The organism is Cellulophaga sp. RHA_52, from assembly GCF_007827205.1.
GTDB lineage: Bacteria > Bacteroidota > Bacteroidia > Flavobacteriales > Flavobacteriaceae > Cellulophaga > Cellulophaga lytica.
The window spans coordinates 642,724-669,601 of the sequence record NZ_VIRZ01000001.1 but is presented as its reverse complement, the minus strand read 5'-3'; the positions used below and the strand labels follow the sequence as shown (position 1 = coordinate 669,601).

The following is a 26,878-nucleotide window of genomic DNA, read 5'->3' as shown; positions in this document are numbered from 1 at the left end:
ATTATGCAGAAAACAACCCTAGATATTCAAACAATACGCAAAGATTTTCCTATTTTAAGTAGAACTGTAAATGGGCAACCTTTAGTGTATTTAGATAATGCAGCAACATCACAAACGCCAAAACAGGTGTTAGATGTTATTGTGGACTATTACAGTGGTTACAATGCAAATATACATAGAGGTGTGCACACACTTTCTCAAGAAGCTACAGATAAGTATGAGCAAGCTAGAGCAACAATACAACATCATTTTAATGCCAAGCATGCACATGAAATAATTTTTACTGCTGGTACAACACACGGTATTAACCTTGTTGCAAATGGTTTTTCATCACTATTAAAAAAGGGAGATGAAATTATTGTATCTGCATTAGAACACCATTCTAATATAGTTCCTTGGCAAATGCTATGTGAGCGTACTGGTGCGGTTTTAAAAGTAATACCAATGAACCTTAATGGCGAGTTGGAACTAGACGCGTATTACGAGTTACTATCTAATAAAACAAAACTTGTTTTTTGTAACCACGTTTCTAATGCTTTAGGGACAGTTAATCCTATAAAAGAAATTATAAACGCAGCACACAATGTTGGTGCAGCTGTTTTAATAGATGGCGCACAAGCTGCACCACATATAAAAGCAGACGTGCAAGCTTTAGATGTAGATTTTTATGTTGTATCTGCACATAAAATGTGCGGACCAACAGGGGCTGGTATGTTATACGGTAAAGAAGAGTGGTTAAATAAACTACCTCCTTACCAAGGTGGTGGCGAAATGATTGCTGAGGTTACTTTTGATAAAACAACCTACGCAGATTTGCCACATAAGTTTGAGGCTGGTACACCCAACATTTGCGGTGGTATAGCTTTTGGTGCTGCTTTAGATTATATGAATGCTATTGGTTTTAGTGCTATTGCAGATTATGAGCATGAGTTGCTAGTGTATGCAACAACGCAATTATTAACGGTAGACGGACTTAAAATTTACGGTACAGTATTAGAAAAAACATCTGTTATATCTTTTAACGTAGGTAGCATTCACCCATATGATATTGGATCTATTTTAGATAAACTTGGTATAGCAGTACGTACAGGCCACCATTGTGCGCAACCAATAATGGATTTTTACGGAATACCAGGTACTGTAAGGGCTAGCTTTAGCTTTTATAATACAAAAGAAGAAGTAGATACTTTAGTTGCTGGTGTAAAAAGAGCAGTAGCAATGCTACAATAAAAAGTTAATTACTACACGCTAATTTGATAAGCACTTTTGTTATCGTATTTTTGTTTTAAATATAAACGCTTCGGCTTTTTGTAAAATTAAAAAGGAACTATGACAATTAAAGAAATACAAGAAGAAATAGTAGACGAGTTTTCTATGTTTGATGACTGGATGCAACGCTATGAATATATGATAGATCTTGGCAAGTCATTACCTTTAATAGATGAGCAATACAAAACCGATGACAATATTATAAAAGGTTGCCAAAGTAAAGTTTGGGTACATGCAGATTTAGAAGAAGATAAACTTTCTTTTACCGCAGATAGTGATGCCATTATTACAAAAGGTATTATAGCTATTTTAATACGTGCTTTTAGTGGGCAGCACCCTAAAGATATTATTGATGCAGATACCAGTTTTATTGATGAAATTGGATTAAAAGAACATTTGTCTCCTACAAGAGCAAATGGTTTGGTAAGTATGATTAAGCAAATAAAAATGTACGCCATTGCATACCAAACGCAATTAAAATAACAACAAGTAACAATTATATAAGTTATGAGTGAAGCAGTAGATACACACCAATTAGGAGAAGATATAGTAAAGGTTTTAAAAACTATTTACGATCCAGAAATTCCTGTAGATATATATGAACTAGGTTTAATTTACGATGTTTTCGTAAATGAAGATAATGATGTTAAAATACTTATGACATTAACATCTCCTAACTGCCCAGTTGCAGAATCTTTACCTGTAGAGATAGAAGAAAAAGTAAAATCTTTAGACCTTGTAAAAGGTGCTGAGGTAGAAATTACTTTTGATCCGCCTTGGACACAAGAATTAATGAGTGAAGAAGCTAAATTAGAGCTTGGACTTTTGTAATTAGTAGCTAAATTTTCTGGTTTTTAAATCTTACTATATGGCACAGCCTAATGAAATTATAAATAGGGTGGCAAGTTCTAAACTTGTTACTTTTGATTTGGAAGATTACTTTCCAAAGGAAGAAAAAGTGCTTTTAGATATAAAAGATTGGCTTTTTGAAGGCTTTATTTTAAAAGAAAAAGATTTTAGAGAACATATTGCAAAGCACAATTGGGAGCAATATAATAATGCTTATGTAGCATTGTATTGCTCTACAGATGCCATAGTGCCTGGTTGGGCATATATGTTAATTACTACGCAGCTACAACCACATGCAAAATATATAGTACAAGGAAACCTAGAGGAGTTGTATTCTTCTGTTTATCAGACTATTATAGCTAACTTAGATTTTTCTGTTTATAAAGATAAACCAGTTATTATTAAGGGGTGTAGCAACAAGCCAGTGCCGCCAAATGCATACTTATGGGCTACAGCAAAAATGCAGTCTTACGCTAAAAGTATCATGTATGGAGAGGCCTGTTCTTCTGTGCCTCTATACAAGAGAAAATAGAAGTTGGTTTTTATTTTAAAGAACTATGCTTACATTTGCGCTTCATTAAACCATTAAAAAAAAACTATAAAATGAAGAAAATTGTTTTAACAGCTGCACTATTATTTGTTGCAACTGTATCTTTTGCGCAAACGGAAGAAGAATTAAAAGCAGAACAAGCGGTTAAAAAAGATTCTGTTGCCGCTATACAAGCAAGAATAGGTGCTATACAGGCTAAGTTAGACGCTATGCCAGGTTGGAAAATGGGTGCTTTTGGTACTATTGGTGGTACTATTTCTAGTTTTGATAACTGGTACGCTCAAGGTTCTCCTAACAACAACTCTGGTAATATTGGTTTTACTGTTAATGCTTATGCTAACCTTAAACAAGATAAATTTTTCTGGAGAAACTCTGCTAACGTAAACCTTGCTTGGGTAAAGTTAGATGATAAGGACAACCCTAACGACAGTGATAAGTTTGAAGGTACTACAGATGTTTTTACTCTAACATCGTTATACGGTCGTAAATTATCAGAGAAATTTGCAATTTCTGGTTTAGCAGAATACAGAACTACTATTTTAAATAACTTTAATAACCCTGGTTACTTAGATTTAGGTGTTGGTGCAACGTGGACTCCAATACAAGATCTAGTAGTGGTAATACACCCATTAAACTACAACTTTGTGTTTGCAGATAACGACGCTGTTTTTGAGTCGTCTTTAGGTGCTAAAATAGTTGCAGATTACACTAAAAAAATTGGTGCAGTAAACTTTAAGTCTAACTTATCAATGTTTCAAAGCTATAAAAGCTCAGACTTGTCTAACGTAACATGGACAAACTCTTTTGGGTACACACTTTGGAAAATGATTGGTGTTGGTTTTGACTTTGGCTTAAGAAGCAATAAACAAGAAGCTTTAAACTACTCTTTAGCTCAAACTCCTGCTACAGCAACGTCTTTTGATGATGTAGACAATAAGTTACAATCGTTTTGGATGTTAGGTTTAAACTATGCATTTTAATACACTGTAGTTACTACACTATAAAATATAAAAAAAGACCGCAATTGCGGTCTTTTTTCTTTTCTATATATAAGTAAATTGTCAAGCGGTTTTAAGTAGTTTATGGTGTTCGTCCAAAAAATTTAATGAGCGTAATAAACTAGCATAAAATGCAATACTTCTGTCATCTCTTTCAATACAAGATTTTAAAAAATCTTGTAAGTCTAAATAATAAAAATTGGCTTTAAAAGTAGGTATGTAAGTATTTATGGTATTAGGGTCATAAAATGTATCGTCTATCACCAAATCCATATCTAACCTTTTTCTAAAGTAGTCTATAGTTACATCTGTGGCGTTGTAATGTTTTTTTATAATTGCTATGTGTAAAGCTCTAGATTTATCATCTATTCTTTGTGAGCATGTAGAAGAAATTAAACTATAGATGTTGTTTTCTATCCTTGATTTAATATCTGTATTTTTCATTATATTTTTTGATTAATTGATACCTCTAATTTACCAAATAATCTACAAAAGCCTGTTAATCAGCGTTTATAATTAACACTTGGTCTATGCCTTTGTTGTGAAACATTAAAAAAGTGTTGTGAAAGTATCTTAAACTGATGTCACAAAATTGTAAAATTTAACAGAAATCAAATTGTAAGAAATAACTTTCTTCCCGGAGTTGCTTTTGTTATGTGTAAATACAGGTGGTTTAAGTCCTTTAGTATTAGCTATTTGTGTATAGTATTCTTCTTTTGATGGGTAGTAAGGATACACTGCATTAAAAATCTCGTTCCAATAGTTTTTTTCTATTATTAGCCCTATAATTGAAATACAGTCTGTAATATCTATCAAGTTAATAGGGTAATTGCCGTTGTTTACTTCGTCTTTTTTTGCCAAATGAAAAATAGGATGTCTACCATTACCAATTAAGCCTCCAAAACGTATTATGGCTGTTTTTAAGCCTGTATCGTTTAAAAACAACTGTTCTATAGCAACCAATTGCTTTGCAGCGCTTGTTAGGGGTTTAGGAGTGGTTTTTTCGGTTATTTCACCATTTAAATCTCCGTATACAGATGTACTACTTACAAAAATTACTTTTTTAACGTTTGCTAGTTTACTATGTTTATGTACTAGCTTCATTTTAGTAAGGTAACTACTTGCGTCACCAGTTTTCATTCTTGGTGGAATATTAATAATAAGCACATCTACATTGCTCAAAAAAGCATCTAATTGTGTTGTAAAGTCATCATCATTTAAATCAACTAAAAAAGAATTTATAGATTGTTGCTCTAATAGTGTTAATTTATCTTTAGTAGTAGTACTGCCATTAATTTTATATCCTTGCTTTTGCAATGTAGTGGCTAAAGGTAAACCCAGCCATCCGCAGCCAAATACGGCTATTTTGTTTTTCAAAATTTTACTGTTTTTGTAATTAGTATTGCATCGTTTAAAACAAAAGGCATTGGTATTTCATTTACAGGTCTTGCAGGTATGCTAAAATGTTGGTTGGTTAGCAAATCATTAGAGGCCTCGTAAAAAGTAAGTTCTAAAGGTGCATTGGGCTCCAAAATTAAACTAATTTCTGTGTAATTGTTATTGCTAATGTAATGGGTTATAAACTTATTTGTAGTATTTAATAAAGAGTAATTTGGTAATGGTACTCTGTTTGCTGTGGCTTTTGCTAAAGCTACATTATTTTTATAAATATCTAAACGGTTTACTTTACGCTGTGGTGTAATACAAATTTTTAAATGTCTTTGGTTATTTATAAGTGTATCAACTGTTTTTTCAATTTTAGGTACAAGTATATTTTTTATTGGAGCATTAGTAACGTATGTAAAGTTAGAGTTGTATTTACTGCTAATTGTATTGCTAGCCAATTGCTGTGGTTTTGTTTTTGTATTGTTTACATATTGTGCCGTCCATTCTGTTAAATAACTGTCATAAGTAGCCCATTTAGCAGTATTGCTGTTAGCGTCTAATACATAAAGTAAACTACTAGGTTTGGCATTATCTTTTGTAAAATTAGACTTTAAATGTGCCATTGCAAAACCACCTAAACTTAACAATAAACAAAGTAAAGCAAGTCTGTTTTTATGTTTGTAAAAGCCAAATATTGGCGTAATAGCAACAAATAAAAGTGTTGTTAAAACAGTACTTGCAACCAACATTTTTAAACCAAGACCAACAGGAAACATTTTTACAAAAGGTGCAAATATGGCTAATAGCGGTAGGGTTAAAAAGAAAAGTAAAAAAGGATTTGGCTTTTTTTGGTTGCTAACAATCATAAAAGAAGCTAATAAAGCAAATACAGGTATTATTGTGTAACTGGCGCCTTTTAAAAATACTGCAGCCATACCAGAAATTACAAGCCATATAAAAATTGGCGCAACTACTAAATTTGGTGTTTTTAGTTTTTTAAATTTATGGTAAACGTAAAAGCATACAGCAAGTGCTACTAGGGTAAAAGTAGTTATATAGGTATAACCGTTGTATGTAAAACCGTGTAGAATATCATTGTATTGCGGATAAATAATTTTTAAAACTGTATAACTAAAATAGCCAACTACGCCCGTAATAAGTAAGGATGTAAGTAGCGGAGCAAAGCCAATAATAATTTCCTTGGCATCTAGTTTCTTATTTTTAAAACCTAATATAAGTAGTGTTATAAATAGTAGAACAGCAATGGCAAACATTGGCCAAATCCAGCTAAAAGGATAGGACACTGTTTTAAACACAGGAACGGTAAAGTAAATAGCGTCTTCATTGGTTTTTAAGGTTGATAAGTCTGCATTTGCAAAATGCTGTAACAACGGCATTAAGTAGCTTCCTTGGTGTGCCAAAGTTTTTTTATCTAAGCGCTCATAATTATCTTTTTCGGTATGGTAGTCAAAATGATCATCTATAAAAGCAAAATTAAAACCTTGTATATCTGCATCTTCTCTAAAAACAGTTAAATCGGTATCATTAGGAAGCATTTTATAAATACTATAAGCCAAAGAATTTGCAACTGGATATTCTGGGTTAGCAGCAGTAAATTCTTCAATAAGTCTGCTGTTTCCTTGGTTGGTCTCAATAAGCATATAACTAGGTCCACCGCTTCCACGAGCTTCAAAATTTAAAACCAAACCAACATCTTTTGCCCACGGATGTTTGTTTACAAACAATTCAGCTCCATTTAAACCAAGTTCTTCTCCATCAGAAAGTAAAATAATAATATCGTTTTTGGGTGTTTTATTTTCCTGTAAATAGGCGCGTACACTTTCTAAAATAGTAGCTACGCCACTACCAGCATCACTAGCGCCTAATGAAGAATGCGGATTGCTATCATAATGCGACAGTAACAATAAGGCATTGCCATTATTTTCTCCTTTTATTTTTGTTAAAATATTACTTGCATAAGATAAATTACCCCAATCGCCAGCAGTGTAGCCTTCTTGTACAGTGGTTTCTAACCCTAATTTTTGTAGTTCTTCTACTATATAATTTTTTACCTCTGCGTGGGCTTTAAAGCCAATTGCGTGTGGTTTTTTACCAATTTCAGCAACGTGTTTTAGTGCTCTATCTGTAGAGAAAAATGTTGTAGAAGCATTACCATCTTGTTTATATGTTGGCATTATAGTAACAAAACTTAGGTAAGTTGCTAATAGTAAAAGTATTAAGGTTAAAATTCTTGCTATTCTGTTCATTTTGTTACGTATTTCTAAATTGATACCTTAAAATTATACAAATTTGATGCTTTTAACGCAATTTATTTAGATAATTCATTAAAAATCACTAAGTTTAAGATTAACCTAAAACCAAATATTATGGGAATAAAAAGCTTTCAAGGAGTGCGGAAGACCGTTAAAAAGGAATTTGAAGCACCAATTTTAGTAGAAGATTATATGACTAAAAAGTTAATAACGTTTAAACCAGACCAATCTATTTTAGAAGTAATGGAGCTGTTTACCAAGCACAATATTTCTGGTGGACCGGTTTTGGATAATAACGGATTTTTAGTAGGTATTATTTCTGAGGCAGATTGTATGAAACAAATCTCGGAGAGTCGTTACTTTAACCAGCCAATACTAAACAAAAGTGTAGAAAATTTTATGACTAGAGATGTAGAGTTTATTTCTCCAGACATAAGTATTTTTGATGCAGCTGGTATTTTTGTTAGGCACAATAGGCGCAGACTTCCTGTACTTAAAAATGATATTTTAGTTGGACAAATTAGTAGAAAAGATGTAGTAATTGCAGCATTAAAGTTAAATGGGCAAAATTATAAATAGCGTACCTTATGATTTCTCTTTTTTTATGAATGGTTTCTGTCCCCAGAAACCATTTTTTGTTTAAGGAGTAGAGCTACTCGCGTTTCACAATCATATAATAATCATTATCTAAGGGTAAATAGCCAAGGTCGTATACAAAAAAATAGGTAGTTCCTTTTTTGGTGGTGTAGGTGTTTGTTATAAACTCAAAGTCAAACCCCTTGTCTATAAGCCTAGTACGTGTAGTTTTGGTTTTTCCCTCGGTTAAAGTAAAACTATCTAAAACCCTATAGTTTTTACGCAGCCTATTGTTTATGTTTCTAATTAGGTTTTTACTGTCTTTATTAATTTTATTGTTGTAGGCATTTCTGCAATAATCTTCACAGAACTTTTTATCTGCTCTACCAACCAGTTTTTTTCCGCATTCTAAACAAGTAGTCTCCAAATTTATATGTAATTTTTAAAAGGTTTTATGTTTAACAAGTTACAAATAAAACTGTTATGTTAAATTTAGCTTATACTAATCTTGTATTTAGTTAACAAACCAGCTAAGCCATTTTTAGAGAATTTAGCACCTTTTAAGTTGTTATTATCGGGGTCTATAGTATAGTTATAAGCGGTTATAAAATCGGCTTTTTCTAAGTTAGAATCATCAAAAATAGCATTCTTTAAATTACAGCCATCAAAACTAGACTGGGTTAGGTTAGCCATAGAAAAATCTACCTGTTCTAAGTTACAATTTTTAAACATCGTCTTTTTAATAGCAAGCGTATAGAACGATGCTAGCTGCAAATTACAATCTGTAAAGGTAAATGATAGTAAAAAAGGATTACAGCTGTTAAACAGTACTCCTAAGAGCTTACAATTATTAAAAGTTGTGTTGTTAAAAGAAGTGTTCTTGGTTTTTGCATTGGTAAAATCACAGCCAATAAACGTACATTCTACAAAATTAACATCAGACAAAAAAGCTTCAGCAAAAATACACTCTTTAAAAATGCAATTGTCATACTCTGCGGTTGGCAATCTATTTATAGTAAAATTTTCTTTGGTAAATGTTTTGTCTAATATTAGCGCATTCATATGTTTTTGTTATTATGTGTAGCTTCAATTTTGTTTTTAAAAAATGCTTTGTCTTTAGCAGAGATTCTATTTAAAGTGGAGTTTATACCTCCTTTAAGCGTGTTATATTTATTTAGAGTAAAATCTAACTTTATAATTGTTTCAAAAAGTACTTTTTTAGTTTCTACACTTTTTATATCAGCAATCGGAATTGTGGTTTTTTTAAGGATGGTTCTTGTTTTTTTTATCCAGATAGTATAGTCAGAAACGTAAATAGTGTTAGTATCAATTTCACATATTACTTTGCTTTGTTTAAACTGATTGTATATTAATAGCAGTAAATAAATTGAAATTACTACAGGAGAAAGCAATATAATAGACATAAATATTAAGAAAAATATAGATTTTATATCAGTTATAGTTTTGCCATCAAAAAAACTCATAAACATTGTTAAAGAGAGTATTGATAATCCTATAAAAAAGAGCAGAAGAATAGTAAACACAAGTATTCGTATAACTTTTTCTTTTTTAGATTGATAAAAAATAGTTTTGTTTTCTGGCATTATGTATTGTTATTCTAAACTTTGAGAATACGCAAGTATACTAAATCAACATTTTTTAGGTTCCTATATTTTCTCAGTTTTTTAGCCTTTATTGTACTTTTTGTGTTCTATTTTCTTCCTTTCTAAAATTGCATAAAATTTTCGTGGAGATATTTTCAGATCCTTTGTAATGTCACTTACCTTTTTCTTCCCTTTTTTGTACAGTTTTAAATTATCGTTTACTTTTTTATTAAAGTAGTGTTTTTCTAATTTTTCAACTATTTGTAATTCAGTTAAATTAGAGTCCTTTGCGTAGTTATCAATTTCTAGTTTAATTTTTTTAAGAATTTCACTCATATTTATGTGTGCTAATGTGTTTATGTAGTTTAAGCACTAAAGTTAACAAATAAATAATATGCAGAAAGTCGGGGAGTCCATACGCTTTGGGATTCGTAAGTAGCCGAGAACTAGCAATTAATTGTACACGTTATTAGCAAACGTTATTCGCTAAATGTTCCATCTCCATTCCATTTTAAAATTTTTGAAGGTGTATCAAAGAATGGCCCAAAATCACTCACTGGTTTTTGATCTTTATACTTAAGCCTTAATATATTAGCAATAACTTTAATTAATTACTGTGTTTTAATTAGGATTATCGTCTGTTAAATAACCATTAAAAACATAACCTTCAGTAGCATATGTACTGTTTGTATTTAATTTTATACACACCCAGTCTCCAGTAATGTATTCATTAATATCCTCATTATAAATTGTTAATTCTTTATTTGTTCTTCGGATAACGTTTACAGCTTCTCCGTAATTTAATGTATGAATTACTTTTCCTTTTTTTCCGGGCTGATCTCTGCAATAAAGACCTTTTTTTGCTGATACGTATTTCCAATGGTTTGTTCTTGTAAAGTTGAACTTGATATCGTTGGTTGATATACGATCAAGGGATAATGAATTTCTAAGATAAATAACTATTCCTCTGCTGCTAATAGTATCCGATAGTTTTCCGTAAGCATCAGAAGAGTATTTTTCAATTATAATACCATCACCTCTATTAGAGTAAAAGGTTTTGCTTTGGGAAGGTATTATGTATTTACTTGTATAAGTTAAAGAATCTGTAGCTATCAATTCTTTTCCATTATTTCTTAAGAATAAAATTTTTGACTTATAAAATGAATTGTCTGAGTTGTTTTTAAACCCCCAAAACACTAGCGCATCTAAAAAATTATCATGACCATAATCAAATGTAACTATATGCTTACTCATAATAGATACTCCTTTTGATGATATTATGTCTAAATCTACTGTATTTTTTGTTGCTATTTTGGCCGCACTAATTATAGAAGCTTCATCGTTTGCTAATATTTTTTTTTCATTACTAATTTGGTTCTTTTGTGGGGTAATATGTTTTTTACAAGAAAAAGAAGCAAATAATAACACTAGGCTTAATATGTGAGTACTCTTAATCATAACTGTAATCTTTTCAAATTATTAACAGTCTAAATATTAAGATTATTTAATACTAAAGTAACCACCAATATATATTCGTGGTTTTTCAATTTATATTCGGTGTTAAAAAATTAACTGATAGGAGACTGAGGGAGCAGGTCTGAGGTTAGTATTGTTTGTAGGTTGTGTTGTACACAGGCTTTTCTTACACCTATTTTTTTACACCTATTTTTTTACAAATACAATTAGTTTGGTGTTCTCCCGATCATCTTGGTTATTTTGATATTCAAAGGTCAAAGTTGCATCATTCTCGTCTCCTGAAGGACTTGCCCATTCTCTTCCTTGCTTAACATCAAACTCTAACATTCCATCTATGCCACCCGTTTTCCAAGTTCCATTTTTTTGAAGTCCAACACCTTCGATTTCATCAAATTTATAAGTTCCGTCCGCTAATAAAATTAATTCTGGGTATTGACTATGTAACTCTTTTTTAGCAATTATTTGTTTGGAAGAGTCATCCAATTGGTAAGTCCCAGCTAAGTCATCCATTTGATTTTTATGCAACGATGGCAAAATGAGTAAGTAGTATAAAGCTATTAGTCCAAAACATAAAATTGAAACAATTCCTATGCCGTAACCTATCTTTTTTACTTTAGAAGATTTCTTGCTAAGCCCAATTAGTATAAAAATTAGAGAAATTATTAAGGTTATTCCTCCAACAAAAATTAGAAATATGAATAATAAACTTTCTAGCATATTAATTTTTTAGCTTGTGTATAATGGTTGAGTTAAGCTTATTGTTTAGTTTTAGCTCAAAAATCCGTACTACGTTTAAGGATTGTTAGCAATAGTTATTTGCAAGTTTATTCTATTTTGAGTTCCACTATTGTTGGGTCTTTGCCAGAATAACTCAATTCTATTTGTTGACCAATAATAAGATTTTTATGTTCTTCTTTATTAATTTGTTCTTCGGCAATTATAGTCTGTCCGTCTTCGGTTATAAACTTGACTTTAGCATAATAAATTTTGCCAGTCCCTGTTTTTCTTACTGTCTTAGTAATATTAGTTGATATTATTGTGCCATTAGTTTTTATTCCATATTGGGAGATATCATTTGATTTTTTAAAAGTAAAATTCATTATAAAAGTCATATAAAGTATAAAACACAGGGGAATAGATGAAATAGCTAAAAGTTTAAACTTCATATCATTTCCGTGCTCAACTCTGTCGTGATAATCTTGAATATTTCTAAAATTGTAAAAAGTTTGAATTAAACAAAACATTGTTAATGCAGTACCAAGTACTGAAAATATTAGTGGAGAAAGATTATAAATACTATTAGGTATAAATAATAGAAAAACAACTATTGAAAGAATCATAGCCAAAGCCCAAATCCATCTCTGTTTATTATCATTACTGCGATGAATAATATTAGTTTGTTTATCAAAAACCACAAATCCATTCTCATTTGCTGTATTAATTAAAAAAGGAAGAACCTCGTCTACCTTTTCATAGGTCAATCCAAGAATGGTAATGTCGTGTCCAGCATTATCAATTAATGGACCATCGCTCCAAATTCCATCATCAATATTTTCATCTGATAATTCAGAAATACAAGGGTATTTAGATGTGAATTTTTGAATTAAAGTCACAAAATCCTGTCTAGGCTTTTTATTCTTTTCTCTAAGGTCAAGCTTTTCTAGCAGATCCCATGCAATTTTATCAATTTTTGGAATGTCCTTTCTAGTTATTGAAATTATGTAGCTCAAGAGATTTTATTTTTTATAATTTTTGCTAACGGTTTTCTTTATTTTGATTTATTAATTTAATAGAAGAAAAGAGGAGAACTAAAACGGTCTTCAAGTTAACGACTTATTACACGTACTAGTCCTCTTTCTTCTTAACTGTTGCATAGAACCAATTGGAATACTAGGTTACCAGAACCCGTTAAAGGAAATAGTTTATGCGACATAATTTTAATAGCTAAATATAAAAGTATGAAAAATTATGAAGAAGTAGTAGGTATCGATGTATCAAAAAAAACAATAGATGCAAGTTGCCACTTATCAATGAAACACCGTGTTTTCACTAATGATGTTAAGGGGTTTCAATCTATGTTAAATTGGGTAACAAAGCAAACCAAAGGCGTTTCTGTTTTTTACTGTTTTGAGAATACAGGAAATTATTCTTTAAAACTCGCAAGTTACCTAAGTTATAAAGGAATTGCATATGTGGAAGAAAGCCCTATTAAAATTAAACGTTCATCAGGTTTAGTTAGAGAAAAAACAGATAAGATTGATTCCGAGATTATAGCTAGATATGCTTGGATCCATCGAGAAGAATTGGTTTCTAGTGAATTAAAAAGTGTTGTTTATCAAGAGTTAGGTAGACTTATAGGCTTGCGAGATCAATTAGTTAGAAATAGAGCAGGATTGTTAGGCACTTTAAAAGAGATAGAGCAGCTTTTAAGCAGTCCATCTACAGATACTAGCTGTATTGTTTTAAGAAGGAGTATAGAAAATTTAAGCAAACAAATTAAGAGCATTGAATCTAGAATGGATTCTCTATTAAAAGAAGATGAGTCACTTTCTTCAAACTATAAATTGTTACTCTCTATAAGAGGAATAGGTTTTGTTGTTGCGTGTCAATTATTATATCATACTGAAAACTTCAAACGCTTTTCTAGCTGGCGAAAATTCTCAAGCTATTGCGGTTTAGCTCCATACGAATATAGTTCAGGAACAAGTATTCATAGACGTAAAAAATGTCATTATTTAGGAGATAGGAAAATGAAAAGTTTACTGAGTATGGCAAGTATATCAGCAATACAACATGACCCAGAATTAAGATTATATTATAAACGGAAAGTAAAGGAAGGAAAACCAAAAATGATAGCACTAAACAATGTTAGGAACAAATTATTAGCGAGAGTGTTTTCAGTTGTAAAAAGAGGCACTCCATATGTTGCCCTAAATCAATATGCAGCTTAAAATTTAATGAGAAATTACTAGGATTTGATCTTGGAATACGTGTATGAAACGGAGCGTATAAATAAACGCTAACTTTTCGGTTTAGAACTTAGCCAAATTTACAATTTTACCATTATTTTCATTTAACCGTCAAATTGTAAATTTGGCGGATTTTGTTAATATACACCAACTTTGGGTTTGGAACTTAATCCTTATTATTTATATACCTTGTTAGCATTAGTTTTTCTTATACTTGTCTTTTCGTAATGTCCAATAATTCTCCATAAAATATTTTGTCTTTTTTAGAGATTCTTCCGTTGCATTTGGAATTATAAATACTTCTCTGTCCTCACGTTCAACATTTTGACCAATATATTCAGCAATTAGATTTTCAAATTCCATTACTTCAGGGAAATCTTCGTCACCATCTATATCATTTCCATCTCCACCGTTGAACGGTGGAACTTCTACAATCAGATAAGCATTTCCACTTTTCCTCAAAGTCAATTCAGGTGTTGCTCCACCAAAATCAGAAACTTCAATTTCTTTAATTATTATTTCGTCTAAGTCTTCACTAATTTCTACATTTTCGATTTTAGTCTCTTTTGAATCTTTTTTGTTTTGGTTACAACCAAAAAAACTAAATATTCCCATTGTTAAAATTGTTATTAAGGTTTTATTTTTCATTTGTTCTAAATTAATGCCAACGGTATTGTATAAGATTAGTTGCGTGGTTTAGCAACTAACTTTGCAAGTACAAACCGAATAGAAAATCCGCGAGGATTTTCGTAAGTAGGCTTGTACAAAGCAATTAATTTTATACGTTGTTGTACAACGTTTTTTTAATTCATATTAAACGACTTGATTATATTTTCGAGTTCGCATATTTCTTTTTTCCCATATTTGTTTTTCGAAACTGCAAGGTTCACAGTATAGAATAAATCATTCGTTGGATGCTCAACAGTCACATATAATCCGATTATTGGTATCGTATCAAATTTCTCTTCAACAAGATTCCAAATTGCTTTCTTTTCAAACACGTCTGTAATTCCAGATTCAATTACGTCATATTTGCTTTCAACATCCTTTTGTTGTTCTTCAAGAGTCATCCAAGGTTTTGCTTTTCTCATTTCAGTAATTCCGAAATATTTAAAAGCATTTTCTCCAAAAGTTCCAGCACTTATTCCATTATCAGCGATTTCTGGTTCCCAACTATTATCTGGCAAAATAATTGAATATCGGTTTTCCTTTCCGTTTACAATTATTCCACTTTTCAAATCAATTTTTTCACATTCGCAATCATTTAGAAATTCCGACTTTTCAGAGCAGGAAATCAGAACTAAAAGTCCGATTATCAATATTATCGTTTTGTTTTTCATCAAATGTTGTACAACTAGTTAATAAACGCAATTTATTGCGTTTATTTCGCCAATAGGGTTATGTAAACGCACATATGGCAGTATGTTTTAGTTATTTTTCTTACAATATAGTAATTATTTTTGTGGTACAAACCAAGTGATATATAGTTGTATTACTAAACTTATATTTTGGTGCTAGTGTAACAAAAAAGCCTCTAAAAAGAGGCTTGTATAAATTGTAATTTAGTTTTCTATTCTCCAAGGTGGGTTTAGTCTGTTTTCACCAGCATAAAATAATATCAGTTGGTTTCCATCTACATCTTTTAGCCTGGCTTCTCTCCACATCCAACTTTGGTCTGTTGGTAGTAGGTCAAAATTAATTCCGTTTTGTTGTATAGTATTCACTTGCTCGTCAAGGTTTTTGCATTCAAAATAAACATAAATACCTTCTCCTTTTGGCAATTCTTTTGTCTGGTGAACAGAAAAAGTTGAGTTGCCATCTGGACACACAAACCTTGCGTAATGCGGTAATGCTTTTACAATTAGTTTTAGCCCTAATTTTTCATAAAACGGTATAGACTTTGTTAAATCTAAAGAGGGTACAGTTACCTGGTTTAGGTTCATTGTTTTTTGGTTTAAATAAGGCTTGTTTTTAAATAAGGTTTAACACGTAAAAATACTATTCTTGCTCAAACCTTTTTGTAGTTTTAGAATACTTTAGTTTGTGTATGTCCCATTTGCTATGGCCTGCATTACGCTCTAGTTTTTGGGCAATTATCATACGCTCACCATCTGTTCTAAGGTTAATCATTCCGTATTTGGTTAAAAACGAGTTTATTTCTTTATTAATTTTTTTTATACTTTTTAAAAACTTCTTTTTTTGCGCTTCTTCGGTTTCTTCTTTATAGTTCTTTTTTATGATTTTTAAGTCTTCAAACATTTTAGAAATACCTTGTAGTTTAATATACGTTATTTCTTTTGTAGACCTAGCCAATTCGGTAGAGAAAATAAGTGGTTTTTCTCCATAACCACATTTGCCTAACGCACCAATAGTATCTGGCCTTGGATGAGCATAACTTTCATCATCACCAGAAGATATTACTGTGGCACTAGAATTTATTGCTTGTATAAAGGCATAATGAAAATGATTGCTGCCATGGTGGCAAGCCTTGGCTACATCTACTTGTAATTCATGTAACTGAGCATTATTTTTGTAATAATCTTGTAGTATTTGGCCAAACTCTGTGTTAACATCTCCTCCTAAAAGAATTTTAGACTTACCAAACTCGTACTTTAAAATAACAGAGTGTCCGTTTTTGTCTTTTCCTAAATTGTTAATACTTTTTAGTGCATCTTTACCCTCAATTTTTTTAGTAATTGGCCCTAATATTTTTATTGAGTTTTTAGTATTATTTACAGTGCTTTCTTTACTATAATTGGGCAAATAATTAGCGCTAATGTCTAACGCTTTAAAACTAACATTAGGGTTATGTTTTAATACTTTGTACAGTGTTTTACAATAGGTAGAACCTGCACCTTTTCTGTTTTTAGCGTCTGTAATTAAGTGCAACATTTGCGCTGTAGTTGTTATTACATTTGTATAATAGCCATCTTTTTTAGTGCCTAACCTGTTAGCACCAGGGCGTTCTACTAAACCATTATGGTAAATAGTGTCTATTTTTATTTTATCATTGTCAAAAACATACCCAAAACCTTGGTAGTGGTCAGCATCAGAATGACTAATAATTGTTGTGAACGGAAAAGATAAGGGAGATTTACGGTCATACAAATTAAAACGCCATGATAAATACCGGTTCATATTATCCGTTTTTCCGGCATCTATAAGTATGTGTTTATCATTTGGAGTAACAATATGGCAACCGTCTCCTTGGCCAATATCTACAAAGTTAACCTCTAATAACCTTTCTTTTCTAAGTTCATCTACTTTTACCCAACCATTGGTATTTCTGCTTCTGGCAAATACTCTATTATTTACAATTTTGGTATCTAAAATTTTTATATAATCACCAAATAAAAGATGATTGCCCCAAGACCTACCATCAGAAGATTTGTAAATTTTTACAGAAGGGTATTCTGCAAACGCATATTTTCTTTTATAGGATCCTATGTTGTACGCGTCTTCTGATAGATGTGTCATTAGAACATTATTTAGGGTTACATATGCCTACTCTTCAACAAATAAATAATTTAACTTTAGGTTGTTAAAGGAAGTATTAAAAGCGGTTATTTCATCATCTAACACCTTATTAAAAGCAGTTAGTTGTGTGTTAATTTTTGCTGTTAGTTCATTTTTAACGGCAATATCTTGGTCTGTTGGCGGAAAATCATCCAAACCAATTAAACTATTTATATGCGCTAATTTATTTGTGAGTTTTATAGGAAAATTAAGCGGATCTTGATTACTTCTGTTTTTAGTTTGATACAGCTCTTTTTCTATATTCTCTAGCTTTTCTCGCATTGTTTTGGCTTTTTCTACCAGTTCTTTTGTTGCTTCAGTATCTTTATATTGTTTTTCAAAAGCAGAAAGTTGTGCTGTAATTTTTCGCATTTTTTTAATAGAAGTATGTGCTTTGTTTACCGTTTCATTTACCTCTGTTATAAAATTGTACTGCTTTTGCATATCTGCAATGCTAGCTTCTGCTCTTGGGTCTGGCACAATGGTAAAGTCTTTACTTTGTGTAGCGCCATTAACCACCAATTGTACGTTGTAATCTCCAGGTACTGCTTTTGGTCCATTAAAACTAGCCCACCAAAAAATCATACCTTTAAGTTTCTCGGCTCCCTTTCCGCGCGTGTCCCACACAAAAGTGTTGCCTCCTTTTTTAACTTTTAATTTCTTGTTTTTTTCTTTGGCCTTATTGCTAAACGTAGCTAAAGTATCTCCTTTTTTATTAAAATAGATTAGTTTAACGTTATCGTTTTCTTCTAGTTTGTTAATATAAAAATGCGTAATTACACCGTTTGGGTGGTTGCTTCCGGCTAATTTAGATGGTCTGCTACTGCTACCGCCTTTTGTTCTATAAGTATCTTTTGGTTTGTATAATATTGATGTTGCATTTTTTGTATTTTCATCTAATTGATGCAATACAGACAAATCATCTAAAATCCATAAACTTCTACCTTGTGTAGCAACAATTAAATTGTTGTTTTTAATTGTTAAATCTGTTATTGGTACAATTGGTAGGTTTAACTGAAAAGGTTTCCAGCTAGCACCATCGTTAAAAGAAATATACATTCCTGTTTCCGTACCAGCGTATAACAATCCTTTTTGTTTAGGATCTTCGCGCACTACACGTGTAAAGTGCTCATTGTTTATACCGTTTGTTATTTTTGTCCAGGTTTGTCCGTAATCTGTAGTCTTGTATAAGTAAGGTGCAAAGTCGCCCAACTTGTATTTAGTAGCAGCTACATAGCACGTACCTTCATTAAAAGCAGAAGGTTCTATGCTATTAACCATAGACCATTGGGGCATATTTTTAGGTGTAACATTCTCCCAAGTTTCGCCACCGTTTTTAGATACGTGCACCAAGCCATCATCACTACCAACCCAAAGTAAGCCTTCTTTAAGCGGACTCTCATTAGCTGCAAAAATGGTGCAATAGTACTCTACACTTGTATTGTCTTGTGTAATTGGTCCGCCACTAGAAACTAGTTTGCTAGGATCATTACGAGTTAAATCATCACTTAATAATTTCCAAGACTGACCTTCATTTTCTGTAACGTGTACGTGGTTAGAGAAGGTGTATAGTTTTTTAGGGTTGTGTTTGCTAAATAGTATAGGAAAGTTCCATTGAAAACGGTATTTCATCCCATCTGCTCCATATCCCATAGGATTGTCTGGCCATACGTTTATAGCTCTTGTTGTACCTGTTTTATGGTTTTTTCTAGTTAAAAATCCGCCATAACTACCACCGTATACAATGTCATTATTTGTTGGGTCTACAGCAATATGTGCCGACTCGCCACCTGCGGTTTCCTCCCAGTCATTATCACTAATAGAGCGCCCATCACTTCTGTGGTTTATACGTATGGTAGAATTGTCTTGCTGTGCAGCATAAATTCTGTACGGAAATGCATTGTCTGTAGTTACTCTGTAAAATTGTGCTGTAGGTTGGTTGTTGTAAGTGCTCCAAGTATCGCCACCATCATAGGTAATTTGCGCGCCACCATCATCACCAATAATCATTCTCTTTGGATTTTCTGGAGCTATCCATAAATCATGATGATCTCCGTGTGGTGCATTAAATGTGCTAAACGTTTTACCGCCATCTGTAGATTTGTGGTATTGCACGTTAAGTACGTATACAGTATTAACATCTTCTGTGTCTGCATACAAACGTGTATAGTACCAAGCACGTTGACGTAATTTACGTTCTTGGTTTACTTGTGTCCATTTTTTACCGCCATCATCACTACGGTATAGGCCGCCTTTTTCTTTGTTTTCTACAATTGCCCATACACGTTCTGAGTTTTTAGGAGAAACAGTAACTCCAATAATCCCCAATGTATCTTTAGGAAAACCTTCGTTTTTAGAGATTTCTGTCCAAGTTTCTCCACTATCTGTACTTTTCCATAAAGCAGAACCGTCTCCGCCACTGCTTAAACTATACGGTGTTCTTTTTGCGCGCCACGTAGATGCATATAAAACACGAGGATTGTTTGGGTCTAACGTTAAATCTACAGCGCCTGCACTGCTATTAACAAATAGTGTTTTACGCCACGTTTTACCGCCATCTGTACTTTTATAAACACCACGTTCCTCTGTAGGCTTGTATATGTTACCCAAAACTGCAGCGTAAATAATGTTAGGGTTTTTAGGGTGAATTTTTATACGTGGTATGTGTCTGCTTTTACTTAAGCCAGCAGAGGTCCAAGTTTTACCACCATCTTCAGTTTTCCATATTCCATAACCAGATGAAACATTACCACGTAGTGTTTTTTCTCCACCACCAACATAAATAATATTAGGATCGCTTTGTGCAACTTCTATAGCGCCAATACTACCGCCAAAAAAGCCGTCAGAAATATTACCCCAGCTTCTTCCGCCATCTTCGGTTTTCCAAACGCCACCACCAGTAGCTCCAAAGTAAAATAAGTTAGGTTTGTTTGGTACGCCAGTTACTGCCGCAGATCTGCCACCTCTAAAGGGTCCAATTAAGCGGTATTGCATACTGCTATATAAAGCTTCTGGGTATTGGTCTGTTGTAGATTTTTGTTTTCTTTTTTGAGCAAAAGAAATTTGAGAAATGCATAAAAGCAGCAACAAAAACGTGCTGTTTTTTAGGTGATTGAGTTTCATAATGTTCTTGGTTGTAATTAGTCTCTCTAAAAATAGCGAAAAAAACTAATAACCAAAGAAATTAATGCACTAGTGGTTTGTGTTGGTAGTATAATTTATGCATTAGGATTTTTACTTCTAATGCGCTTGTATAATTTAATACCTAGCATTAAAAGTAGTGCCAAAGTAAAAATGCCAAGTACACCGTAAACCCAGTTAATAGCATTTCTTACAATAACTAAAAACACCACAGAAAAAAGAATAAGCGTAGAAGCTTCATTCCAAATACGCATAAATTTGGAGCTGTACTTTATTTGGTTTTTTTGTAATTGGTTTACTATTTGATGATTTTTTAAATGGTATAAAATAAGTAAAAAAACAAACCCAAGTTTTACGTGCATCCAAGGCAGTTGTAAAAATGATGGGTTAATTATAAGTAGCAATAGGGCAAATAACACAGCCAAAATTGCAGATGGCCAAGTAATAATGTACCACAAACGCTTGGTCATTAATTTAAACTGTGTTGTTAATATTTCTTTTTCTGGTGAAGGTTTAAAACTGGCTTCAATATGGTAAATAAATAACCTAGGTATATAAAACAAACCAGCAAACCACGTAATTACAAAAATTAAGTGAAGCGATTTTATATACAGGTAATATTCTTCCATTAGTACACTAGTTTATTTAGCTTGGTAAGCTACCATCTTTTTCCCAGTTATTTACCCAGTCTGCCATTACAGCAACCCAGTTTTCATCTGTGTTTAAACAAGGTATGTGTTTGTACTCTACACCGCCAGCTTCTGTAAATTGCTCTTTACCTTCCATAGCAATTTCTTCTAAAGTCTCTAAACAGTCTGCAACAAATGCTGGTGTAATTACAGCTAAATTCTTTTTACCTTCTTTAGGAAAACGTTCAAACTCAAAATCTGTATACGGTTTTAACCAAGGGTCGTTTGGTAAACGAGATTGAAATGATACACTTATTTTATCTTCTGGTATGCCTAAAAGAGCAGTAACTCTTTTTGTAGTTTCATAACATTGGTGACGGTAACATGTATTGTGAGCTACAGAGTTGGTAGCGCAGCAAGAACCATCTATTTTACAATGAAACTTAGTTGGATCTGATTTTTTTATGTGACGTTCTGGAATACCGTGGTAAGAGAACAATATATGATCATAATTAAAACCTTCTAAGCTCTTTGCTATACTGTTAGATAGTACTTTTAAATAATCTTCATTCTTATAAAAAGCTTGTAGCGTAGTTATTTTCATTTCAGGAAAATGCTGCTCTTTTTCTTCCATTGTTTTAACCACAACGGTTTCAAAAGAAGACATTGCGTACTGCGGATATAGAGGAACTAATAAAACTTCATCTACGCCCTTATCTTTAAGCTCTTGCAATCCGTTTTTAATAGTCATACTACCGTAACGCATACCCAAAGCAACAGGCATTTTGGTGTGTTCTTTTACCTTGTCTGTAAAACGTTCTGAAATTACAACAAGTGGCGAACCTTCTTCCCACCATATTTTTTTATATGCTTCAGCAGATTTTTTAGGTCTGGTACGTAAAATAATACCACGTACAATAATATTACGTAACCAATTAGGTACATCTATAACCCTTTCATCCATTAAAAACTCATCTAAATATGGCTTAACATCTTTAGGTGTTGGACTATCTGGTGATCCTAAATTTACTAATAAAACTCCTTTCACAACTGTATCTTTTTAGAAATGCAAAAATAAGGCTTGTTGCTCAACTTTAACACTTTTGGTTATAATTTATACTTATTCTTTAATAGTTATAATCATTTTTAAAAGTTTACTATCTTCATAATGTAACGTTAATTAGTGTGTATTTTTTTTGCGATAATTATATTTAATGCAACTTACAACTAAATTATACGTTGTTATTTTATAAAAATACTATTTATGCGCTTTCTTATTTGTTCTGTTTTACTGTTATTTCTTTGTTTTGGTAATGCACAAGAAAAAAACAGTTTGCTTTGGGAGATTTCTGGTAACGGATTAAAACAAACTTCTTATTTGTACGGAACAATGCATGTGAGTAAAAAAGTGGCATTTAGGTTAGATGATATTTTTTACGAATCGTTATTAAAAAGTGATGTAGTAGCATTAGAGTCGGACCCAGCTACGTGGTTAGAAGAAGATATTTCTCAAAATGCCATACGTTACAATTACGTCCCTAAGGGTTTTTACGCAAGTTCATTTATGATGATGAACCCTGAGGTAGAGCAGGTGGGATCTTACCTTGCTTTTGAAGATCGTATTTTAAATGGATTGTTGTACAGAACCAGCTCTTTTGCTCAAGATTTTGAGGAGGAAACATATTTAGATATGTTTATATACCAAGCAGGACAAAAGTTTAACAAAAAAATAGTTGCATTAGAAGATTTAAATGAATCTACAATTTTAGTGGGTAGGGCAAATTTAAATGCAATGAAAGACAAACCAGACGATTGGCTGCTAAAAAAAATGCAGCAAAAAGGAATGGATTTTTTGTTGCAAGATGCTTACAGAGAGCGTAATATAAATTTAATAGACTCCTTAGACTCTGGTGTGTATACCAATCATTATTTAAAAAATATGCTGTATATACGCAACCAGAATATGGTTAATAAGTTAGATACATTATTAAAAACTAATAAGGTTTTTACTGGTATTGGTGCGGCTCATTTACCTGGAGATAATGGTGTAATTTCTTTGTTGCGTAGCAAGGGATATACCGTAAAGCCGTTAACCTCTAAGTCTGGATTTAAAGGCAGACAATTAAAAGAAAAAATAGTTAAAACTTTTAGGCAAAATAATTATAAGGAGCAAACGCCAGATGATGAGGCTTTTTCTTTAATGTTGCCTAATAAAATGTATGCTGTTACAGATAGTAATGTAACCAGTTATATAGTGCCAGACCTTGCAAATGGTAGTTATGTAATGATAACTCGTATACCTACTTTCTCGTATTTAAAAGACGATAGAACTTTTGATTTTAAAAAAATTGACGAGTTGCTTTTTGAGAATATTCCTGGTAAAATTATAGAGAAAAATATGCTAGAAAAAGACGGTGTTCCGTTTTTTGAAATTAAAAACTTGCTTAAAAATGGTGATCATCAACGATACCAAATTTACATTACACCTTTAGAAATTATCATTTTTAAAATGGGTGGTGAAGGTACTTATGTGCAACAATACTCAGATACTATTTTTAATACCATTAAGTTAAAAAAAGATGTTTTAAAAAAGGCAAAAGTTACATCCGGATTTAAAGATTTTTCTGTGGAAATGCCATCTAATTACATTTTTCCTAATAAATATAGGTTGGGAAGTCGTTTGGTGCAAGGTGTAGATGAGGCTACAGACGATTACTTTTTTCTTAAAAGAGTAGTACAAAACGATCTACGTTTTATTGAAGAAGATACGTTTGAGCTTAAGCAAATTCAAAAACGATTTTACCAGCAACTAAAAATTAAACCTAAGTATAAAGACACTAAAAATAAATCACTTGTTTCTAGCGCAGTTTTAGATTCTGTTTCTGGTAAAAAATTATTTTTAAAATCTGTTGTAAACGGCATAAACTATTATTTGCTAGGCACGGTTAGCACAGATTCTACCGTAGCAAACACCTATTTTAATTCTTTAGAGTTAAAGAGTCCAACTTATAAAAAGGAGTTTACTTTTGTAAAGGATACTGCGTTGTACTTTACCACAAAATCTACGGTTAAGCCACCTAATTTTTCGGTAAATAACTACAGTTTTAATAATGGTAGAAAAAAGCCCAAAGAATACAACCCGTATACCAAAACCAATATCTACCAAAATAATAACGGAGAAATGGTTAGTGTTTCTGTAAACAAGGCACATGATTTTTTAATGTTACCAAGTGTAGACTCTCTTTGGACATTGCGTAAAAAAATATACAAAAAAAAGAGCTTTGTAATTCATAAAGAACAACAATCTACAACCCCAGAGGGCTATGAGCAGTTAAATTTAATTTTAACAGATACCGCAAGTACAAGAGGTATTTTTGTTAGAAATATATCTAAAGATGGTTTGTTGTATGAGATTAAAGCAGTTGTAGACACCACTCAAAAATCTAGCAAATATGTGACAACATTTATTAATAATTTTACCCCTGTAGATACTGTTATTGGTAAATCGTTTTTAGAAGATAAAACACCTTTGTTTTTTAAAGCTCTGCGTGAAAATGATAGTATTGCTCTTAATGGATATCGATTTATAAATTTTGAACCTAAACACTTAGATTCTTTAGTACATTATGTAACTAAGTTTGATTTTAATGACAGTCAAAAGAAAATACAATCTCATTTAATACAGCAAATGGGCAAACTAAAAAGTAACAGGGTTGTGCCGTTTTTTACTACTTTTTATGAAGACTCTTATAACAACTCTAGCGCCCAAACTAAAATATTACAAGCAGTAGCGGCTAAAGCCAATGAGGCATCTGTAAAAACATTGTTAGACCTAATGTCTAAAGATTTGCCTTTGGTGAGTAATAGTTATGAAATTAACACCATATTTAAACCGTATTTAGATAGTTTGCCTTTAGCAAAACAACTGTTTCCTAAAATTTTAGAGTATAGTGCAATAGAAGAATACAAGGCGCCTATATTTTCAATTTTAGCACGTTTGCAATTGCATTCTCACATAAAAGTTGGCGCCTATAAAAAATATAAAAAGCAAATTTTAAATGATGCTAAAATTCAGCTTAAAAGACATTTAGGCAAGGACAAGGTAAATGGTATTAGTGGTGTGTTTGGCTCAAGAAATTTTACTTATAACACGTTAGAAGATTATACAATACTACTTTTTCCTTTTCGTAAAGAAAAAGAAGTGCAATGGTTTTATACAAAACTATTGTTAAGTAATGACGCTGCCGTTAAAACAACCTATGTAGCTTTGTTAGCTAGGTCTAATTCATCTATACCAAATGGTATTTTAGATTCTTTAGCAGCCAAACCTGCAAGCAGAAAATTACTTTTTGATAAGCTTAAAGTTGCTAAAAAATTACAAGTATTTCCTAAAGATTATTACACACAAGAAAGCTTGGGAGAGAGTTTAATTTACCTACGTAACAAGTACAATAGAAATAAGTATACGGTAGATTTTATTAATCAGAAAGACTTGATGTACAAGGGCACTAATTATGTTGGGTATTATTACAAGTTTACACAAAAAACTAGTTATGATGAAACTGAAAAAATATACCTTATAGTTTATCCAAAAAGCAAAGAAATTGGTGTACAACCTTTTTATCAAAATAAAGGAAGAAATTTTGAAGATGTTTATAGTCAGGATGAGGTTATAGATATGGTTACAGAAGAGTTTATTTTAAAGGATAGAAAACGTGCAGCAGTATACAGGCCTAATGCATACAATACGCAATTTGGGTATTACAATTACTAAACTTTAGTTACTTTTACTAGCTATGAAAAAACAATTGTTTTTAATATTTATACTTGCAAGTTGTGTATTTTGTAATGCACAACATATTACGTGTTCTCCTAAAGATAGCGTGGCTTTTGCTAATAAAATTAATGAAATAAAATTAGTGGGTAAGGCAACTACTTTTGGCGACTCTTTAATTGCTATTGGTAAAACATTTTTAAAAATACCATATGTTGCAAAAACATTAGAAATAGGAGAAAAAGAATCTTTAGTGGTTAATCTTCAGGGTTTAGACTGTACCACTTTTGTAGAGAATGTACTTGCTTTTGGGTTAATCTCTAGAGCAGATAGTTTGTATTTTCCTTCATTTACTTCGACCTTAAAAAAAATTAGATACAGAGATGGTAATTTAGATGGTTATGGGTCTAGGTTACATTATTTTACAGAGTGGATTTCTAACAATGAAACTAAGGGATTGGTAAAAAATATTACCAATAAAATTGGCGGTAAAATTGTTAAAAAGGAAATTAACTTTATGGGTACACACAGAGATTTATATCCATTTTTAAAAGATGATGCAAATTATAACACCATATTAAAAACAGAAGCCGCACTTAAAGAGAAAGAGTTTTGTGTATTGTCACAAGAAGATATTGCAGCTAACGAACACCTAATACAATCTGGAGATATTATTGCGCTAGCAACCTCTATTAATGGTTTAGATGTTACGCATACAGGTATTGCAATACGTGCAGAAGATGGGCGTATACATATGTTGCACGCCTCTACAGGATCTATGCAAGTAGAGATTACAAAAATGCCATTAGTAGATTACCTTAAAAACATAAAAAGTAACATTGGTATTATGGTTGCAAGACCAATTTAA

The 26,878-nt window shown here is 31.9% G+C and carries 26 protein-coding genes; 9 read left to right on the top strand and 17 right to left on the bottom strand.

What is annotated here, in order from left to right:
- Nucleotides 1–3 precede the first annotated feature (3 nt).
- From JM80_RS02945 to JM80_RS02925, 5 genes are all read left to right on the top strand, one after another.
- A complete protein-coding gene (locus JM80_RS02945; RefSeq protein ID WP_144709177.1) occupies nucleotides 4–1,230 on the top strand; it encodes an aminotransferase class V-fold PLP-dependent enzyme in 1,227 nt (408 codons plus the stop codon).
- A gap of 99 nt (nucleotides 1,231–1,329) precedes the next feature.
- A complete protein-coding gene (locus JM80_RS02940) occupies nucleotides 1,330–1,752 on the top strand; it encodes a SufE family protein (protein ID WP_013621086.1) in 423 nt (140 codons plus the stop codon).
- A 24-nt stretch (nucleotides 1,753–1,776) separates the two neighbouring features.
- Complete coding sequence (locus JM80_RS02935; protein ID WP_013621087.1) at nucleotides 1,777–2,100, top strand: DUF59 domain-containing protein; 324 nt, start codon at nucleotides 1,777–1,779, stop codon at nucleotides 2,098–2,100.
- Nucleotides 2,101–2,137: 37 nt separating this feature from the next.
- Entirely contained in the window at nucleotides 2,138–2,650 is a 513-nt protein-coding gene (locus JM80_RS02930; RefSeq protein ID WP_144709176.1) for a DUF2480 family protein, read from the top strand.
- Nucleotides 2,651–2,721: 71 nt separating this feature from the next.
- Nucleotides 2,722–3,648, top strand: a complete 927-nt coding sequence (locus JM80_RS02925; RefSeq protein WP_013621089.1) for a DUF3078 domain-containing protein — start codon at nucleotides 2,722–2,724, stop codon at nucleotides 3,646–3,648.
- Between the two features lie 81 nt (nucleotides 3,649–3,729).
- Here JM80_RS02925 and JM80_RS02920 read toward each other — a convergent pair whose 3' ends face one another.
- From JM80_RS02920 to JM80_RS02910, 3 genes are all read right to left on the bottom strand, one after another.
- Nucleotides 3,730–4,110, bottom strand: coding sequence for a hypothetical protein (locus tag JM80_RS02920; protein ID WP_013621090.1), 381 nt, complete (start codon nucleotides 4,108–4,110; stop codon nucleotides 3,730–3,732).
- Between the two features lie 129 nt (nucleotides 4,111–4,239).
- Nucleotides 4,240–5,043 (bottom strand): NAD(P)H-binding protein, encoded by an 804-nt coding sequence (locus JM80_RS02915; RefSeq protein ID WP_144709175.1) that lies wholly within the window; start codon nucleotides 5,041–5,043, stop codon nucleotides 4,240–4,242.
- Nucleotides 5,040–7,319 carry a M28 family peptidase gene (locus tag JM80_RS02910; RefSeq protein WP_144709174.1) on the bottom strand — a complete coding sequence of 760 codons (2,280 nt, stop codon included), beginning with the start codon at nucleotides 7,317–7,319 and terminating at the stop codon, nucleotides 5,040–5,042. The genes JM80_RS02915 and JM80_RS02910 overlap by 4 nt, the downstream gene beginning before the upstream one ends.
- Nucleotides 7,320–7,439: 120 nt before the next feature.
- Between JM80_RS02910 and JM80_RS02905 the strand changes: the two genes are divergently transcribed.
- A complete protein-coding gene (locus JM80_RS02905) occupies nucleotides 7,440–7,904 on the top strand; it encodes a CBS domain-containing protein (protein WP_013621093.1) in 465 nt (154 codons plus the stop codon).
- A 73-nt stretch (nucleotides 7,905–7,977) separates the two neighbouring features.
- On the opposite strand, the gene JM80_RS02900 is transcribed toward JM80_RS02905, so the two are convergent.
- From JM80_RS02900 to JM80_RS02870, 7 genes are all read right to left on the bottom strand, one after another.
- On the bottom strand, nucleotides 7,978–8,328 hold the full coding sequence (locus tag JM80_RS02900) for a hypothetical protein (protein WP_013621094.1): 351 nt from the start codon (nucleotides 8,326–8,328) through the stop codon (nucleotides 7,978–7,980).
- Nucleotides 8,329–8,393: 65 nt separating this feature from the next.
- Nucleotides 8,394–8,963, bottom strand: coding sequence for a pentapeptide repeat-containing protein (locus tag JM80_RS02895; RefSeq protein ID WP_144709173.1), 570 nt, complete (start codon nucleotides 8,961–8,963; stop codon nucleotides 8,394–8,396).
- Nucleotides 8,960–9,505 carry a hypothetical protein gene (locus JM80_RS02890; RefSeq protein ID WP_075694906.1) on the bottom strand — a complete coding sequence of 182 codons (546 nt, stop codon included), beginning with the start codon at nucleotides 9,503–9,505 and terminating at the stop codon, nucleotides 8,960–8,962. The genes JM80_RS02895 and JM80_RS02890 overlap by 4 nt, the downstream gene beginning before the upstream one ends.
- 81 nt (nucleotides 9,506–9,586) lie before the next feature.
- A complete protein-coding gene (locus JM80_RS02885) occupies nucleotides 9,587–9,841 on the bottom strand; it encodes a hypothetical protein (RefSeq protein WP_144709172.1) in 255 nt (84 codons plus the stop codon).
- A 285-nt stretch (nucleotides 9,842–10,126) separates the two neighbouring features.
- Complete coding sequence (locus tag JM80_RS02880; RefSeq protein WP_144709171.1) at nucleotides 10,127–10,963, bottom strand: SH3 domain-containing protein; 837 nt, start codon at nucleotides 10,961–10,963, stop codon at nucleotides 10,127–10,129.
- A 204-nt stretch (nucleotides 10,964–11,167) separates the two neighbouring features.
- Nucleotides 11,168–11,698 carry a hypothetical protein gene (locus JM80_RS02875; RefSeq protein WP_144709170.1) on the bottom strand — a complete coding sequence of 177 codons (531 nt, stop codon included), beginning with the start codon at nucleotides 11,696–11,698 and terminating at the stop codon, nucleotides 11,168–11,170.
- 107 nt (nucleotides 11,699–11,805) lie between these two features.
- Nucleotides 11,806–12,711, bottom strand: coding sequence for a DUF3592 domain-containing protein (locus JM80_RS02870; protein WP_144709169.1), 906 nt, complete (start codon nucleotides 12,709–12,711; stop codon nucleotides 11,806–11,808).
- 228 nt (nucleotides 12,712–12,939) lie between these two features.
- On the opposite strand from JM80_RS02870, the gene JM80_RS02865 reads away from it, so the two are divergent.
- Nucleotides 12,940–13,932, top strand: a complete 993-nt coding sequence (locus tag JM80_RS02865) for an IS110 family transposase (protein WP_038505582.1) — start codon at nucleotides 12,940–12,942, stop codon at nucleotides 13,930–13,932.
- Between the two features lie 216 nt (nucleotides 13,933–14,148).
- Here the strand turns inward: JM80_RS02865 and JM80_RS02860 are convergent, their stop codons facing one another.
- The 7 genes from JM80_RS02860 to hemH all read right to left on the bottom strand — a co-directional run bounded on the left by JM80_RS02860 (nucleotide 14,149) and on the right by hemH (nucleotide 22,284).
- Nucleotides 14,149–14,598, bottom strand: a complete 450-nt coding sequence (locus tag JM80_RS02860) for a hypothetical protein (protein ID WP_144709168.1) — start codon at nucleotides 14,596–14,598, stop codon at nucleotides 14,149–14,151.
- 155 nt (nucleotides 14,599–14,753) lie between these two features.
- Entirely contained in the window at nucleotides 14,754–15,290 is a 537-nt protein-coding gene (locus tag JM80_RS02855) for a hypothetical protein (RefSeq protein WP_186439747.1), read from the bottom strand.
- A 222-nt stretch (nucleotides 15,291–15,512) separates the two neighbouring features.
- On the bottom strand, nucleotides 15,513–15,893 hold the full coding sequence (locus tag JM80_RS02850) for a VOC family protein (RefSeq protein WP_144709166.1): 381 nt from the start codon (nucleotides 15,891–15,893) through the stop codon (nucleotides 15,513–15,515).
- 55 nt (nucleotides 15,894–15,948) lie between these two features.
- Nucleotides 15,949–17,427 (bottom strand): ComEC/Rec2 family competence protein, encoded by a 1,479-nt coding sequence (locus JM80_RS02845; protein ID WP_144709165.1) that lies wholly within the window; start codon nucleotides 17,425–17,427, stop codon nucleotides 15,949–15,951.
- A 27-nt stretch (nucleotides 17,428–17,454) separates the two neighbouring features.
- Nucleotides 17,455–20,589: a glycosyl hydrolase gene (locus JM80_RS02840; protein ID WP_144709164.1), complete on the bottom strand. Its 3,135-nt coding sequence runs from the start codon at nucleotides 20,587–20,589 to the stop codon at nucleotides 17,455–17,457.
- 95 nt (nucleotides 20,590–20,684) lie between these two features.
- Nucleotides 20,685–21,236, bottom strand: coding sequence for a CopD family protein (locus JM80_RS02835; protein WP_013621111.1), 552 nt, complete (start codon nucleotides 21,234–21,236; stop codon nucleotides 20,685–20,687).
- Nucleotides 21,237–21,252: 16 nt separating this feature from the next.
- Complete coding sequence (hemH, locus tag JM80_RS02830) at nucleotides 21,253–22,284, bottom strand: ferrochelatase (protein WP_013621112.1); 1,032 nt, start codon at nucleotides 22,282–22,284, stop codon at nucleotides 21,253–21,255.
- 216 nt (nucleotides 22,285–22,500) lie between these two features.
- Here hemH and JM80_RS02825 point away from each other — a divergent pair, with 216 nt between their 5' ends.
- Entirely contained in the window at nucleotides 22,501–26,010 is a 3,510-nt protein-coding gene (locus JM80_RS02825) for a TraB/GumN family protein (protein ID WP_144709163.1), read from the top strand.
- 22 nt (nucleotides 26,011–26,032) lie between these two features.
- Nucleotides 26,033–26,878, top strand: a complete 846-nt coding sequence (locus JM80_RS02820; protein ID WP_144709162.1) for an N-acetylmuramoyl-L-alanine amidase-like domain-containing protein — start codon at nucleotides 26,033–26,035, stop codon at nucleotides 26,876–26,878.